Genomic DNA, 16,344 nt, shown 5'->3' with positions numbered 1-16,344 from the left:
TTAATCCATTGCCCTACGACCTTCAAGAGCACGTGTTAGCGTGACTTCATCTGCGTATTCCAGCTCACTCCCCATAGGAAGGCCGTAGGCGATACGACTTACTTTAGTAAAAGGCCTTAGCAGGCGAGCTAGATATAGACTTGTTGTATCACCTTCGACACTAGGAGTAAGCGCAAGAATAACTTCTTTGATATCGTTCTTATCGACCCTTTTGACTAGGCTTGATATATGCAATATTTCTGGCCCTATGCCATCCATTGGTGAGATTAGTCCTCCTAGGACGTGATAGATCCCTTTGTATTCTCGTGTTCGTTCTAGCGCTATTAGATCACGAGATTCAGCAACTACACAAAGTTGATCTTTGTTCCTTTCAATGTTGCTACAGATTTCACATTCGGGCTCAGCACTGAGATGGAAACATTTTTGGCATTGTCCAACTTGGCTTTTAGCATTTAGTAGGGCATTAGAAAAAGCAAGAATTTTTTCTTCAGGTTGACGCAATAAATACAAAGCAAGCCTTTGGGCTGTTCTTGAACCAATCCCAGGTAACTGTTCAAATTGCTCTATAAGTCGAGCAAGTGGTCGCGTAAATCCGCTCAGGGTTTTGCTGCATGTGGACAGAATTTAAGCGGTGTTGGGTTGATTAGATAGTGGATGCACAATTCTTCTGACAGTAATTACTAGACTCCGGCAGAATAGAAAAAGCTATTTGGCTGATGATGTTAGGAACCTTTCGTTCTTGGATGAGTTTGGGAGTGACTCTTTTGCTGGTTGTTTTTTTGACTTCCTGTGGAGGAGGGAACCTGGCCTCAGGCTTTAATTCCTTTCAAAGTACAGATGGGCGCTATGGATTTCTTTATCCCAATGGATGGACCAGAGTTGCTGTAAGTGGAGGTCCAAAAGTGGTTTTTCATGATCTCATCAATAGTGATGAAACTCTTAGTTTGGTTGTTTCAGAAGTAGGGGCGGATGTCGAACTAGAGGAACTTGGCAGTCCTGAAGCAGTTGGAGAAAGATTAATGCTAGAAGTGATTGCGCCTGAAGGAACAGGTAGAGAGGCTGATTTGGTTGCAGCAAATAAGCGTGAGGACTTTGATCACACTTTTTACGATTTGGAATACTCTGTCCACCTTCAAGATCGAGACAGGCATGAGCTTGCAACAGTTGTTGTTGATCGAGGATATTTATATACTCTTGCAGCGAGTACCAATGAGATTAGGTGGACTAAAGTCAGAAATATATTTGAACGCTCTATTACTTCATTTAGATTTCTTATTTAAATATCTATTGTATTTAATAGGGAACCTGGTAAGAATAAATTCCGTTAATAAATTGTCTATTCTGCATCTCAACCTAATAATTAGTTGGATTTTATTTTGCTTAAGTGAGCAAATCTTTACTTTGTAATCCGGCCTGGACCCTCCATAAGTCTGCATATGAACCATTCATATCTAAAAGCATTTCATGCCTTCCTACTTCAACGACTTTTCCTTTTTCTAAAACTACAATTTTGTCGGCATTCCTAACAGTACTTAGTCTATGAGCTATGACAATAGTAGTCCTATTCTTTGTTATTTTTTCAAGAGAACGTTGTATCGCGGCTTCAGTTTCATTGTCAACGGCGGCAGTGGCTTCATCTAAAATTAAAATTGGTGCATCCTTCAAAATTGCTCTTGCTAGAGCAATTCTTTGTCTTTGACCACCTGAAAGCTTTTGCCCTCTTTCTCCTACAAGTGTTTTGTACTTTTCTGGAAGACAATCTATAAATTCTGCTGCCTCAGCTAATTTAGCTGCATTTATAATTTTTTCTTTACTTACATTTTTATTTCCATAGGCAATATTCTCTTCAATTGTTCCATGGAAGAGATACACATCTTGACTAACAAGTGCAATACAGCGACGAAGATCTTTGAGATTAAGGGATTCAATTAGATGCCCATCAAGTTTGATTTCGCCAGAATTTAACTTATACAGTCTGAGTAGAAGTTTGACTAGGGTGCTCTTACCTGAACCAGTTGGGCCTACTATTCCAATTGTTTTTCCTGCTGGTATTTGTAAGTTAAACTTATCAAGTATTACTAAACGATCACTATAATTAAAATTAACTTCTTTGAACTCTATCGTTCCAATTATTTCATTTGGCAGAATATTTTTCAATCCACTTGAAATAGTTATAGGTGTATCTATTAAATCTAAAACCCTATTTGTCGAAGCCATTGATCGTTGGTATTCGTCAAGAGTGTTGCCTAGAGTAGTAAGTGGCCAAAGAAGCCTTTGGGTAATAAACACTAGAAAACTATACGTGCCTATTGCTAGTTCTCCTCTCCAGGCTTGCAATCCTCCAATTACTAGGATTGAAAGAAATGCAAAAAGTATTGCAAAACGGATGAGAGGTATGAAGGCGGCAGAAAGCTTTATTGCTTTGCGATTACTTCTACGGTATGCCTCACTTTCTTCTCTAATACGTTCTAACTCCCAACTCTCTGTTGTGAAGCTTTTAATAGTGAGCATTCCACCTAGATTGTTGCTGAGCCGAGCTGCAATATCTCCTGCTCGATTTCTTACCTCCCGATACCTAGGTGCTAGTTTTTTTTGGAAATTAATTGACCCCCAGAGAATAAAAGGGATGGGAAGGAATGAAAGAAAAGCAACTCCTGGAGCAATAATTGCCATTGCTCCACCGACAACTATAACGGTGACTATTAATTGAAGGATTTGATTTGCACCATGATCTAAGAATCTTTCTAGTTGATTAATATCATCATTAAGAACTGTCATTAGTCGCCCTGAACTATCACCTTCGAAAAAAGCCATCTCTAATTTTTGGAGGTGGCTATAAGCTTTTATTCTTAGGGTGTGTTGTGTCGTTTGAGCTAAGTTACGCCAAAGAAAACCATAAAGGTATTCAAATAAAGATTCCGCACTCCATATTAAGAAGGAAATAAAAGCAAGAATACCTAGCTGACTAGGAACAGATTTAAACCCTAGACCAGCCAACCAAGAGGTTTGCTCGCGAACGACAACATCGACTGAAAGTCCTATTAGAACAGGTGGAGCGAGGTCTAAAATTTTGTTTAAAATGGAACAAGTTGTTGCTGCAAAAATTAGTTGGCGAGAGCTCCTTAGATTGCTTAATAGTCTAAGAAGCGGATTCTTTGATGATGGTGTTCGAATAGTCATTAAGTTTTGCTATTGATCATTTTATAGAATTGAAGAAATTCTTTTGACTATTAATTTAAGTAAGAATGGCGATTGGATAATGACACTTTTTCACAGTGCGAATAGAAATTTGAGAGCTTGGAATTGAGAAGTTATTTTCGAATTTATAAGCCGAATAATATTTCTACTAAAGGATGCTTGATGGGACCTTTTTCTTTATTTAAGAAATCGATTGCCTCTAATTAATCCCAATAGACATTCTAGTAAATCTTAAAAGATAGGTTTTGCTCTATTGAACAAAACCTAGAGCGAACTGAGAGACCATCATTTGGATGAACTCTCAGTTCTCAGTTCGCAGTTGATAAGGATTTTGGGAATTACCAGCGATTGTTGCCATTATCGCCATAACCGCCACGTCCACCACCACCACCGCCACCGCCACCACGTGATCCTTCACGAGGTGTAGCTTTATTTACACGTATCATTCGACCCATCCATTCGACATCCTGAAGATCATCTATTGCTTTTTGCTCATCTGCATCTTGACTCATCTCAACGAAGGCAAACCCTCGCTTTCTTCCAGTTTCGCGATCTAGGGGAAGACTGGCTTTTTTTACTTCCCCATATTGGCTGAAGAGGTCAACTAAATCTTCCTGCTCTGCCTGGAAAGACAGGTTTCCTATGTAAATGGTCATTCCTAAAGGGACTGATGGGATGTGATCAGTGAAGCATTGGTCCGAAAAGGAAAGTCCTTGAATGCTGGAGCCTGGAAGCTGAAGCTTTGGGAGCGAGCCGTTTGGAGCCTGTTAGCTGAAGCTGATGCATTACCAAACTACAGGGAAGCCGGTTTAAAAGTGACAGCTAGCAACTAATGAACAAAAAGAACATTTTGTTTCTTTGAGGATATTGGCTCTTTAAACAGGATCTAATTTGGTTGTTTTGCATATAGATAATGCTTCTTTTGTTCAAGAAAGTAAGGAGTAGGAGCTCAATCTTGTTAATAGCAATAAATCATTGTTGGCTGTTTCGACTTATCTGCAACTCTCTGTTCATGACTCTAAGTTTTTTTAAGTCCTTGAAGATATCTTCTGGCATACCCTTTGGCAGGTCTATTAAACTATGAGATTGAAAAATTTGAATTCGTCCAATCATTCGCCCTTTTAATCCAGTCTCATTGGCTATAGCACCAACTAAATTGCCAGGTTTGACTCTGTCACGATGACCAACAGCGACTCGGAATGATTCCATGTTGTTGTCAGAATGATGCGTGTCTCTATCAGTTCTTCGTCGTGAGTGATTGCGCTTTTCTCGACGCTCGTCTGAGCGATTGCCTTGGGCAAATTGTTTTAACCAATCTTCATCTTCATGAACTAGTAAAGGATTAGGCCCAACAGCAAGACTTATTGCTGCAAGAGCAATTTTGTCCGAATCTATCTTCAGTTCTTCCCCTACGTTTTTAATTAGCTCATTAAAAAGGGTTGTTTCTTCGTCGTGATCTCTACCCTCCTTTGCAGCCTTTAAGAGCTGTGCATGAAGTCTTTCGATTCGGCTCTTATTAATATCATTATTGCTGGGTATTGCCATCTGCTCAATAGGTTGACCAACCGCTCTTTCAAGGTTGCTTAAGAAATGTCTTTCCCTGGGATTTACGAAAAGGATGGCCTCACCATTCCTACCAGCCCTTCCAGTACGACCAATACGGTGAATATATGCTTCACTATCGAACGGCATGTCGTAGTTAACTACAAGGCCGACACGTTCAACATCTAAGCCTCTAGCAGCTACATCTGTGGCGACAAGAATATTAATATTGCCATTTCGTAGACGTTCAACTGTCCTTTCGCGTTGGGTTTGAGGGACATCACCATTAAGAACAGCGACTTCATGACCAGAAGCTTCCAGTGCTTCGGCAACACTTAATGTAATCATCTTTGTGCGTACAAAAATGATTACACCTTGACCACTTCTCGCTTCAAGCACTCTTTTGACAGCTTCAATCTTGTGAGTATTTTTGACAGTTATAAAGCTTTGCTTAATTAGCCGGGCTTCTTGTGCGCAAGATTTGATGGTGATTTCTGCAGGCTCATTAAGGTAGCGTTTTGATAGCCTTCTTATCTCAGAAGGCATAGTTGCAGAGAATAAAATAAGTTGACGCTTATTCGGCAACTGATCAAGTATCCATTCGACATCATCTATAAAACCCATTCGAAGCATCTCATCTGCTTCGTCGAGGACTAGACATTCCAAGTCAGCTGTAGTAAGTGTTTTTTGACGCATGTGGTCCATTACTCGACCAGGAGTACCAACAATGACGTCTACCCCCCTTTTAAGAGTATTGATTTGAGACCGGAAGTCAGCACCTCCGTAAACTGCCAAGATTTTCAGATGAGGATGACCTGCTGCATATGCTCGGAAAGAATCTGCAACTTGCATAGCCAGCTCACGAGTAGGTGTGAGCACTAGAATCTGAGGATGTTTGTGTTCCTTCTTTAATCGTTCTATTAGCGGTAGAGCAAAAGCGGCAGTTTTACCTGTCCCGGTCTGGGCTTGTCCTACCAAATCTCGCCCTAGCATCAGTTCAGGTATAGCCGCCTTTTGAATGGGTGAAGGTTCCTTGTAACCTTTCAATTTGATTGTTTCTAGGAGTGCATCACTGAATCCGAAACCTTCGAAATTGTTTTTGATGATATTTCTGGAGTCGGCTTTCTCTTGCAGAACTTTATCTTTGGACATTTTATCTTCTAAGTGCTGATCATTAGTTGAGTGGCCTTCAGGTTTGGAATCGTTGAGCTTTTCCATGTTGAGATCTACATAACATGAAAAGTCCTCATGCGCTTTTGTATTAGTCATCTAGATGGAGTTGGCCTGATTACTCCTTCAAATCAGGCAGACAACGTCCAATCGGTAAATAACCGTGCTGTGTTGACTCGCCTTTTTAAAGGTTCTTTTTAATTTATCATCATTTAAGCCATCATTGTAGGAATTTAAATTTGTATTCTGAGTTCAGATCCTCTTAATTGTTTGATTTAGTGATTAGATCAATTTTTTTTCTAGCTCTTGTTATGGCTGTATAAAGCAATCTTTCTTCGTAGCTCTTTGACTGACATGTTTCTTGGTTGGTTGGTAATGATTGTGATTTCTCATCTGGCCAAAGTAAAATAACTTCATCAGCTTCACTTCCCTGGGCTTTGTGAACTGTCATTGCGAATGCTGGTTCAATTGCCTTTAATCTTGCAGGATGAAAAAAACGTGTAGTTAACTTATGCTCTTCAGAAAAAACACGAAACAATAATCGTCGATTTTCTTTTTCTCCAATTAGAAGACCAATATCTCCGTTGGCAAGTTGAAACTCTGGTTGATTTTCTTTGCACATGACAGGAGTACCTTGTGGCCAATTTGATAAGTCTTCTGCAATATTGCTGCCCAACAAAGCTTTGTGTACTTCATCCACTCCCCATCTTCCATGACGTTTTGGGCAAAGGACCATCAACTCTTCAATCCCGCGAAGAAGTTTTTCTCCTTCTTTCCCTAAATCGATATTTTCGTCAAATGAAACTTGGAATTCTTTTGGCAGCTGTTTAAGTAGTAATTTAGTCAGGTGCTTTAGTCGCTTGGAGTGTATTTGTAGACGGCTTAATAAAAAAGGAGGAATTCTATTAATCTTGCAATGATGAGTTTGGATATTTGATTCTTTGGTCAGGTTTGATAATTCTTCCCAAAAAGAATAAAGACCATGCTCACAAAGAGTATTGCTTGCCAAAGCTAGCGCTCCGCGATTTCTGTAACGCTTGTGCAGATGAACCGCACCTTTACCAAATCGACTCCGAACATTGTCTCTTTGTAGCTTGTGCCAGATCGAACCACTACCTATTGGTGGTAATTGATTGCTATCACCTACTAAAAATAGTTGAGTACTTTTAGGAAGTGCATCAATTAGAGCCTTCATTAGGCGTAGATCTACCATTGACATCTCGTCAATCACCAATAGATCAAGGTTTAGAGGATTTTGTTTGTTCTTTGCAAAGCCTTGGGGATTAGATTGAAGCCATTTGTGGAGTGTATAGCATGGAATCTCATATAAGACCTCTTGATGGAGAGGAGTGAGAGATTCAATGCCTCTGTGAAGAGTTTCTTGAAGCCGCCTTGCTGCTTTTCCTGTAGGTGCCGCTAGGCCAATCTTTAAATTGTTGTTTAAGCTAAGTGCTTGCTCAAGCATTTGCATGACAGTACTTGTTTTACCTGTTCCAGGGCCCCCGCTAAGCATTACAACCCTTTGATTGGAAACAACTTCAACAGCAAGTTGTTGTTCACGGTTAAGCATTGTGGGTAACCTAGTGAGGTCTTGAGATGTTTTACTCTGTTGAACTGTTAGTTTGATCTGCGATCTATTAATTAGATTTTTAATTACCTCGTTCATTTCGTCATGCCATCGACGCCAACTAAGTTGATTATCTTCTAGAATCATGGGAGCATGCTCACCCTCTAGCCATCCGCTTTTTAGAAGAGCCTCTTGATGCATTTTAGGCCAACCTGGATTTTTTAATTCTTTGTCAGGAGGGTTGCTATTTAGATTTAGCTCTAACTCTCCTTTTGATAATGCATCCATTAGTGCATTAACTATGTCTTCTAGATGGGGCGAAAATGATTTTGGAGGAATACGTTTCAATAATGTTTGGAATAGGGAACGTTTTAAATCTTGAGGGTATTTAAAAAGGTTTTTGGGGCTCATCTTCCTCCTTCTTGAAGTAATCGGTTGAGTTCTGTTATGCGCTCTAGGGGCGCTTCCTCAATAATTAGGCCAGGGATATTCTTTATTTGAGATCTTTGACTGAGCGCCTTTGCTCCTGGTACACCTCTTAGAAAGACGTAGATATAGCCTCCAAGATGGGTCTTGGGGTCATAATTAGGCAGGCGCCATTCTAAAAAACGATGGAGTGCAACAAGGTATAGATGTGCTTGGAGTGGATAGTGATGGTAGATCATTTGATCTTCCATGGCTTTTTGATGGTAGTAATATGGCCCACAATTGACTAATTTATTATTGTCGTTATAGGTTCCAATCCAGTTGCTTTTCCAGTCAACTATCCACCATTGAGCATTTTTCGTATTTTCTTGATCTGTAAAAACTAGATCAATTGAACCAGTAAGAAAACCACGACTAGAAAAATTTAAGGAGGCTAATCTTTTAGAGTAGTTTGGACCAAATCGAGATTGAGGATTTTTTAGAAATGCACTAGCAAGATCTAATGAATTGATTTGGTGGCTTTTATGGGCAATAGGTATATCAAAACTGAGTTCGTGGATACGATGGCTTTTTTTTATTTGGTTGAATTTCAACTCACCAAGCGGGCCTCCTAATGGCGTTCCTAATACCTGAGCAAGACCATCCTGTACTTTGGACCTTAGATTGATATCTAACCCTGTTCTTAGTAGCTCTTCCTCAATTACGATTCTGTTCTGTGAGCTATCAAGAGATTCGTTGAAAGTTATTCTCTCGAGGACTCTATGAAGACATTCGCCAGCAGCAGCTCCACGTGGGAAGTCACCAAGAGGGCTTTGCCTCGGCCATGGATTCTTTGTGTCTAATCCCCTCATAGTAGAGGCAGTATCGATTAGTTTATCAAGATTATTTTGTTGATCTTTATCTTTCCCTCCTTCTAGTTCATCAGGGTCATTGGATTGTGTGTAGCCGTCTTCGTTAGAATTGACAATAGATGAGTAACTACTACGTCCCCAGCTAACATCTAGTTTGCGTCGAGGTATTGGTCCTAGAGTTAGTATCTCTTTTGGAACTTTAGGACTCCAGCGTTTTGTGGGTTTGCTTAGATGAGCAGGACTTATACTCATTCTTATCTCTTTATTAGTTATAAATTCCTTCAGCTTTTCGCTTGTAAGTTCTTCTATTTTACTTTTGGGTAACTCTTTTTCAAATAGTAAATGCGTGAGTGGATTGCCTTCTTGCTTTGTAGCTTTTGCCCATATCACTATTAATTTATCCTGTGCACGAGTAAAGGCTACATAGGCTAGTCTTTCTGCTTCTTGAAGAGAAGCCTTTCGGGATTCCTCGGCAGATTCTTTCCCTTTCCCCCATTTGTTATTCAAAGCTATTCGCCAGCGCTCGGCTTTTCTTTGAGACCATAAGGGTCCTTTAGAAACTGGTGGACTTTGCCATAGATATGGACATATGACAACTCGGTACTCTAGCCCTTTACTTCGATGAACTGTTATTACATTGACTGCACTCTCTTCAATATCACTATGTGGCTCCCTTGCCTCAGATAGCTGTTCACTGGGGTTTAGTCTCTGTCTTCTGAGCCATCTCGCAGCACCTATCGCATCTAGACCATCCCTATGAATTGCCTCTTGAACTAATTGGGCACATTGTTGAAGATCTCCAAGCATTCTCCCTCTGGTTGAAAGATCAGCCCTTGTCTGTCCTTTTAATAGCTCAGCTAGAGACCCCATAATGCCTAGCTTCTGCAAGTTCTTGGACCAACCTTTGAATTGAACTGCTAACTCGTTAAGCTCTCCATTCGTATCTGCAAGTTTGATCTTATCTATGTTCCATTGCATTAAAGGAGAGCAAGCAACGAGTTTTAGATTTCCACTGTTTCCTGGTCTTGCAAGGCAGTCGAGAAAGCGCTGTAAAACCTGTGCTGCGGAACACTTAAGAATATCTCCTTGACTAACAAGACGACTTGGCAGTCCTGCTAAAGCGAGCGTATTCCGGATACTTTCTGCTTGGTCATGGCGGCTTACTAGAACACAAACATCGGAAGGCTGAAGTTGATTTAATTGATTCTCTAAAACTTCCATTACTGCATTTGTCACAGCGGTTGGGATGATTTCTTCTAATTGGCTTTTTGAGTCGAATAATTCCGAATTGCTGTCTGATGAATTCTGACAAATTGTCAGTAGTTGGAGTGGGTATTGATTATTTGCTGAATGCAGCTCTTTCCTAGTTGCTCGTGGAGTTAATGATGGGACCTCTAGACCTGAAAGTTTCAGGCCAGGGGCCATTAATTGATTTAGCCCATGCATAAGAAGAGGAGTTGTTCGATAATTGTCTAGAAGTTGATCAATTCGATCGACTTCATTTCTTGCAGACATATAGATATTTAGATCACCACCTCTAAACCTATAAATTGCTTGTTTTGGATCCCCTACCATTAATAGAAGATGTTGAGGGCTAGTGCCAAAAGTTTGCTTTAATAATCTCCATTGGAGAGAATCAGTGTCTTGGAACTCATCTATAAGTGTCACTCGGTAGCGAACTCTTAATCGTTCTTGAATTGATTGATTTTGAGACCTATGACCTTTACTTTCCTTGATGCTTGTAGTAAAGGGGTCTAGTGCTTTAAGAAGTCCACCATAACTAATAAGTCCTTGTTGATGTCTTCGCTTACTCAGATTTGTTAATATCATACCTATGGCATGCTTCCATAGTTGTTCCGCCGGACCATCCCATAATTCAGCAATAGCTTTTTGAAGTTTAGGTTTGACAAGAACAAAATTATTGTCACCACAACGTTGGGCTACTTGACTTATTGCTGCCGGGTGATAGTAGCTCTCTAAGAGTTTTTGGGTTCGAATTACTTCGTAGAATGGAGCGCTATTGAGCCCGTTGCTCTGTCCTTTTTTAGAGATAGTCTCAATCCAGTTGTTGAGGATTTCAAAACGGTTCTTAGTTGGATTGGGACTAAATGGCTTGGTGTCTTGAATGCCATTGGCACGCCATTCTGAAGCTTGGCTTCTTAGACAATCTTCTAAGGCACTCCCTTGTTTCTCCCAAGCTGCAACAAATCTGTACCAGCGCTCTTCAATCCAAATATTAAATTGTTCTCCTAGTGGTTGTGATGAAATGAAGCACGCATCGTCAACTTCAAAAATAAGACTTGGATCCTTATCTACTTTTAGTAGTGCCTTATATAGATTTTCTGGACTGAGGCCTGCATTTTGAACTCCTTTCAAATTGCTTGGGTTGAGTGTCAGAGCATGATGTTGCCAGTAATTCTGAACCTCTTCCAATACTAGTTCTGAGTTGTCTTCTTCAAGTTGTGGTTTGATAGGGGCATTGCTATCTAGCGCTTCTCTTTGCAATGTGCGTTTGCAGAAGCCGTGAATGGTTGTGATATCTGCACGATCAATACTCTCTAATGCTTCTAATAGCAGGCTTTGCCAATGGCATCTAGTGACTTCATTTTGAGCTTTGAGATCTAGCCATTCTTGGAGCACTTCATCAGGCATTTCTTGTTTAACTCTTGTTTTTATAGATTCGAGTCCCCCAAGGGCTGCTTCAATGCGATCACTAATTCTTGCTCGTAACTCAGCGGCAGCTGCTTCTGTAAAAGTAACGACAAGGATCTCATTAATTCTGTACTCTCCTTCTGTTAGTAGCCTTAAAACAAGGTGAGCGAGAGCAAATGTTTTTCCTGTCCCTGCACTAGCTTCTATTAGACGAAGCCCCGGATCAAGAGGGTAGTCATTAGGGGAAAATTTAAATAGACATTTGTTTGTTTTCCCCTTCATTCTAAAAGGCTCCTTTTTATGGCTTGCTTCGGAAATTAGTGAGTGGGATCCATCTGTACTGGTTTTTCATTACGGTATTGGCAGTGTTTGGTTTTCATGCGTTCACCTTATACTCGCCAATCTAAGCAAGGAAGACCAGCAATAATTGCTGGAGTATTTGTTAAATAATTTTTATATTGGGAGTGCCTTTTGATTAATTGGCGCTCTTCTCTTTTCGCTTTGCCTATAAGTATCGCGCATAAACCAATAAATAGGACAATATGAAAGATACTTCCCAGAGTAACTATCATTCCAAATGAACTAATTAAAAGGCCTTGATATAGAGGGTGACGACATCTTTTATAGCTATTGATAGTTACTAGCTTGGCTCCTAATTTTGGCTCAGGGAGGGGTGACAGACTTGATCCAAGTGATAAAAAGGCTCTTGCTGCAAGAGTTATTCCTATTAATACAATAAAAACACCAAAATTTGCAAGAAACTTAGGCCAAGTTAAGTTAAAACTATGCAATGAAGGCCAAGCTGGCATTATATGGGCAGTAATAAAGAGTAACTGGCCAATTAGCCACCACTCACCTTTTTGATTGTCAACTATCCCTTTCCAATTAAGTCCCCAACCGGAAAATGCGTGAATAAGAGATCTAGACGAAATTTTTATCATAGAACGCTTATTTCCACTTTTTGGAAAGTAAGAGGCAAATGAATACTAAAGCTATTAGTAAGTATTAAGGGCATTTGAACTTAATTTTTAGGATTATGTAAAGTGATTATAATGAAGTTAACTCTATTAAAAGCTGGAGAGGCTCAATGAGCTTTATTGCTTTTTTTTTTATATTTCGATTTTTGAACAGAAGATGGGTTGGTTTCATAGGTTAGGACTGTCAACGAAGACCTTTTATTGTTTTCAACTAATATTTCTCTAACCCATTTTCTTAGTAGAGCATTGATAGGAGTGATTGCAGTCAATTACTTGTTAATATAAAATCAAGTTAATTGAAGCATGTAGAGGAGATCTTTACCTAGAAGACACGTAGAAAATCGACAATAAATTGTTACTAAATTTACAATCGAAGAAAAAGCTTAATTGTTGCTCTTCATCTATAATCTATGGTAGGTAATTGCTTCTAATCGTATATTTTATTAATACATAAATGATTTCCTTTTAACTGTTATCTTATATATTAAAAAGATTAAAATCTACTCCCATCTTTAGACATATGAGCTTGAAAGATCACTTAATTACTTCTCGCTTAGTACTTCTATTAATGGATCGTATAGGCTAGAGAAAGCTTCTATAAAATCCTTATTGTTTGTAAACATATTAGCCTCGAAGTCTATTCCAAAACAAAGTTGCATTTCAGTTGTTTCACGCTCTCCTGGAATGTTGAAGATACCATTCCAATTTTGTTGAAAGGCTTTCATTCCTTTAGAAGAGTCTTTAAGCTTAGCTTTTGCAAATGCCCACCCACTTTCTGGAGGGACTGGCCAGCAATGCTGAAGGCCATGTAATGCTATTGCTTTTAGCTTATTTAATTCTTCTCTTGCCTGCTTTTGAGGTAGTGGATCCCATTGAAGGGCAACCTGGAATTGGTCTCTTTTTGATTTAGAAGAGTTACGGGAAATAACTAAAGTTGCTGTTGGAGGTGTTGAGCTTGCACAAGTTTGCAGATGGTTTACCCAACCTTCCATTACATTCTTCGATTTTAATTTCCCTAGTTCAATCACTATTACGAAATCACCAGCCCAAAGTATTTCCTCAGGTTCACCATCAAACAAGAGTAGTCGTTTCCTGCATGGTCCAAGTTTTGTCAGAATCGATAAAAGGTTTTGCCAACGGTTTTCTAAAAGTTCGCACTCTATGCGAGCTGCTGATAAAGGAGGTAATTTCCCTTGCCCTTCATACTTGGTTTCCCAATCTTCTTCTCTTTGGTTATTGAAGAAGTGAGCCTGCTTCTCAAGTGGAATTTCTAGCAGCTCTTCGAAACGGTTCCTAAGTAAGTGATATCGTTGCAACTCATTTAGATTAAGGTCCTCAAAATCTCGAAGTGGATTAATCCATTCTCTGGGTTTTAGTTGTAATCCTTCAAGCCAAATACGTTGTGGTGACTTTAGCCATGACTTCAGCAGATTAGTGGAGATAAGAGGGACTTCCTTATCCTTAGGTTGGTCCCATTTTAGAGGCAAGGCCAGTGCTAAAGAATGTGGTTCCAACCTTTTATTTAGCCATATGCGAGCTTCTAGGTTGCGTTGATCACAACTAATTGGTAGTTGGTTGTTTAGAGGTACAAAATTGGCACGTGCTAGAGGATTGGGGTGGGGCTCTCTAAGTAATCCTTCTACGCTTTCTTTCCCTAACTGAGATTCCAGTTGTGTTAGCCATTGTTGGATAGGACTTGCGGCTGGAATAGGCTCACCAGTGTGCTCATTTCTGCTGTTCCAGGTGATCATTAAATGTTGCCTGGCTGATATCAATGCCTCTAAAAGTACATAACGATCTTGATCACTAGGCATAGGGTCTCCTAGCTCTCGCTTCTGCCCTAAAAGATGAAAGCCTGGCCGATCTTTATGTCGCGGGAAAATATTTGAATCGAGGCCCATCAAAACTATTGCTCGGTGAGGAATTGCTCTCATAGGTTCAAGAGCACTAATTGTGATAACTCCACTTCGGTGACCAAATCGACCAACTTCAACTGCGAATATTTGGCTTAGTATGTCTTCGGCAACAGATACGTCTATTTCGAGTTGAGAATCTACTGAGGATTGTCTCCATACCTCAAGAGCAGAGAGGAATCCTTTGAATTCCAAAGCCCAGTTGCCCCCGTCGCCAAATAAATCCTTTACATATGATCGTAAAAGCTCTACCCATTTCTCACAAGTACGTGGATACCGTAGCTCTCTTAGTTGATTACATGTAAGAGATAGGAAATTCCACCATTGTGTTAGGTCATTCAGCTTAATTCCTTTTGAAAATGGTGCTATACCTCCAGGTGCAAGGCCTGGTGTACTTGGCAGAACTAGACCTAATAGCCAACGATCTAGGCACCAACTTAAGCTATGTACTTCATTTCCATCTCGATCCTCAGCATCAAGCCCCCATCGAAAGCCTGTAACTTGGAGAAGGTCGCTAATGTTAATTACATCTTCTTGAGTCAGGCATTGTTGCTTTTGAATTGCTGGATTAGTCAAGAGAGAATTTATAGCTGTTGCATTTATCCTGGTACTAGCTAGCTGAAGTAGCAGCAACATGTATTGAGTTAATCCTGGACAATCCTGCTGACTACGATCTGTAATTTTGTAAGGGAGTTCAAAGTTAGTAGCTGTCTTGTCATTAAAAGCAGATGAGATTAGTGGACTATATAGCTTGACTTGAGGAGTCATTATTAGTATGTCTTTAGGTTCTAGACTTGAATCACTAGCAAGCCATTGAAGGATTTGATCTCTAACCAACTGAACTTGACGCCTTTGTCCTGGACAAGCCATAAAAGTCAACGAGGTATCATCTTTTTTTCTGGTTATTGATGTCCCTTCACTGGGGGTCACTAATTGTTGTTGCAGTTGCTCTAATAGTGTGGGCTCTCTTTTTAGTTGAATGGATATGTTTGCTGGAGCAGCAAAGAGGTCACCTTCTTTCCACTCTCCCAATTGACTTTCACCACTCCCTTCCAGAAGTTGTTGGAATTCAGCTCCCATTCGTCCAAGATTTGCTTCTAGTCTGGGTGCTTGTAGCAACCAATATCCATCAAGTGGGTTACTCCAACTTTTGCCTAGTCGATGTCTTCTGAGTTCACAACGTTGCCATAGATCACGGCAAGGAGTTATGAGGTACATTTTGATGTCTATGAATCCAGAAAGAGCTTGAATTAGCTCCACTTGTACAGGGGCAAGACTGCTTAAACCAAAGATGTGAAGTTGGGATGGAAGCTTTTTGGCTGGGGGGGTGCCATGTTTAAGTTGATCTATAGCGCGTTTAACTTGCAGCCCGAATGGTTCACGATTAATGCGTTTGGAAAGAAGATTGATTAATAGTGGTTGCCAATTTGACTGGGCGTTTGTCTCAAGAAATTTAGAAGAATTCTTATCAGTGCCTCTCAACCATTGAGTTATCTCATTAATTCGGTAAAGAGCGTAGTCGTCAAAAGCATCAGCAATACTGCTCGCAAGTTGCCATTCATCTCTATTAACTTCCCCAGGTTTAGAAGAACGTTGTTTAAGCCACTCTCTTAAAAGAGACGCTTCATCTGTTTTAAGAAGTTCAGGCAATACTTCAAGTATGTGCCATACCAGTCGGTTTGCTTTCCAAGGATCTTCATCTTTTTCTTCTAACCCAAGCACTAATTTCACCAACTCTTTAAGACGTGTGCCTGGGAAGGGGAAACGAATCAAAGCACTGATTCCGTTTACAGTTGCTAGTTCTTCTCCTAACCACCTGCTTACAGGCCAAGTATTGACAATTACTTCAACGGTTTCAAATGGACTTGGCGGTTTTAGTCGGAGGTGTTCCGACAAAACGTTGGCTAACCACTCAGCTCGATTGCTTCGATAGATAGTTAGCAAGGTTTATCCGCCCATTGTTTGTTGGTTCTTCATCTCTCAAGTATTGATCTAAATTATGCTTAGTAGTGATGTGGTTTCAAGTTTCACATGAACTTCGACCATCT

10 protein-coding genes are annotated in these 16,344 nt (G+C 40.1%); 2 read left to right on the top strand and 8 right to left on the bottom strand.

Translation table 11 applies throughout. The features are described 5' to 3' along the window. Nucleotides 1–600, bottom strand: a complete 600-nt coding sequence (gene recR, locus SOI82_RS03655; protein ID WP_320668323.1) for a recombination mediator RecR — start codon at nt 598–600, stop codon at nt 1–3. Nucleotides 601–719: 119 nt separating this feature from the next. On the opposite strand from recR, the gene psbP reads away from it, so the two are divergent. After that, on the top strand, nt 720–1,280 hold the full coding sequence (psbP, locus tag SOI82_RS03650) for a photosystem II reaction center PsbP (RefSeq protein ID WP_320668322.1): 561 nt from the start codon (nt 720–722) through the stop codon (nt 1,278–1,280). Between the two features lie 100 nt (nt 1,281–1,380). Here psbP and SOI82_RS03645 read toward each other — a convergent pair whose 3' ends face one another. Continuing rightward, nucleotides 1,381–3,180, bottom strand: a complete 1,800-nt coding sequence (locus SOI82_RS03645; RefSeq protein ID WP_320668017.1) for an ABC transporter ATP-binding protein — start codon at nt 3,178–3,180, stop codon at nt 1,381–1,383. A 356-nt stretch (nt 3,181–3,536) separates the two neighbouring features. Beyond that, on the bottom strand, nt 3,537–3,854 hold the full coding sequence (locus SOI82_RS03640) for an RNA-binding protein (protein WP_320668016.1): 318 nt from the start codon (nt 3,852–3,854) through the stop codon (nt 3,537–3,539). 21 nt (nt 3,855–3,875) lie between these two features. Between SOI82_RS03640 and SOI82_RS03635 the strand changes: the two genes are divergently transcribed. Then, the gene (locus SOI82_RS03635; protein ID WP_320668015.1) at nt 3,876–4,031 is read left to right on the top strand and encodes a hypothetical protein; all 156 of its coding nucleotides are present in this window, start codon (nt 3,876–3,878) and stop codon (nt 4,029–4,031) included. 139 nt (nt 4,032–4,170) lie between these two features. Here the strand turns inward: SOI82_RS03635 and SOI82_RS03630 are convergent, their stop codons facing one another. The 5 genes from SOI82_RS03630 to SOI82_RS03610 form a co-directional block, all read right to left on the bottom strand. Further along, nucleotides 4,171–6,009, bottom strand: a complete 1,839-nt coding sequence (locus SOI82_RS03630; protein WP_320668014.1) for a DEAD/DEAH box helicase — start codon at nt 6,007–6,009, stop codon at nt 4,171–4,173. 163 nt (nt 6,010–6,172) lie between these two features. Further along, the gene (gene recD, locus SOI82_RS03625; RefSeq protein WP_320668013.1) at nt 6,173–7,888 is read right to left on the bottom strand and encodes an exodeoxyribonuclease V subunit alpha; all 1,716 of its coding nucleotides are present in this window, start codon (nt 7,886–7,888) and stop codon (nt 6,173–6,175) included. Further along, nucleotides 7,885–11,688: a UvrD-helicase domain-containing protein gene (locus SOI82_RS03620; RefSeq protein ID WP_320668012.1), complete on the bottom strand. Its 3,804-nt coding sequence runs from the start codon at nt 11,686–11,688 to the stop codon at nt 7,885–7,887. The genes recD and SOI82_RS03620 overlap by 4 nt, the downstream gene beginning before the upstream one ends. Nucleotides 11,689–11,795: 107 nt before the next feature. Continuing rightward, nucleotides 11,796–12,347 carry a methyltransferase family protein gene (locus SOI82_RS03615; RefSeq protein WP_320668011.1) on the bottom strand — a complete coding sequence of 184 codons (552 nt, stop codon included), beginning with the start codon at nt 12,345–12,347 and terminating at the stop codon, nt 11,796–11,798. Nucleotides 12,348–12,925: 578 nt separating this feature from the next. Further along, a complete protein-coding gene (locus SOI82_RS03610) occupies nt 12,926–16,240 on the bottom strand; it encodes an exodeoxyribonuclease V subunit gamma (protein WP_320668010.1) in 3,315 nt (1,104 codons plus the stop codon). Between the last annotated feature and the right edge of the window lie 104 nt (nt 16,241–16,344).

The sequence above is a fragment of the Prochlorococcus sp. MIT 1307 genome, from assembly GCF_034092395.1.
Taxonomy (GTDB): Bacteria; Cyanobacteriota; Cyanobacteriia; order PCC-6307; family Cyanobiaceae; genus AG-363-K07.
This window is presented reverse-complemented; position numbering and strand designations above follow the sequence as displayed.

Excerpts from the sequence above, each read along its gene's own strand:
- SOI82_RS03620 (WP_320668012.1), bottom strand. The coding sequence starts at position 11,688 with ATGAAGGGGAAAACAAACAAATGTCTATTTAAATTTTCCCCTAATGAC.
- SOI82_RS03640 (WP_320668016.1), bottom strand. The coding sequence starts at position 3,854 with ATGACCATTTACATAGGAAACCTGTCTTTCCAGGCAGAGCAGGAAGAT.
- psbP (WP_320668322.1), top strand. The coding sequence starts at position 720 with ATGTTAGGAACCTTTCGTTCTTGGATGAGTTTGGGAGTGACTCTTTTG.
- SOI82_RS03645 (WP_320668017.1), bottom strand. The coding sequence starts at position 3,180 with ATGACTATTCGAACACCATCATCAAAGAATCCGCTTCTTAGACTATTA.
- recD (WP_320668013.1), bottom strand. The coding sequence starts at position 7,888 with ATGAGCCCCAAAAACCTTTTTAAATACCCTCAAGATTTAAAACGTTCC.
- SOI82_RS03630 (WP_320668014.1), bottom strand. The coding sequence starts at position 6,009 with ATGACTAATACAAAAGCGCATGAGGACTTTTCATGTTATGTAGATCTC.
- SOI82_RS03615 (WP_320668011.1), bottom strand. The coding sequence starts at position 12,347 with ATGATAAAAATTTCGTCTAGATCTCTTATTCACGCATTTTCCGGTTGG.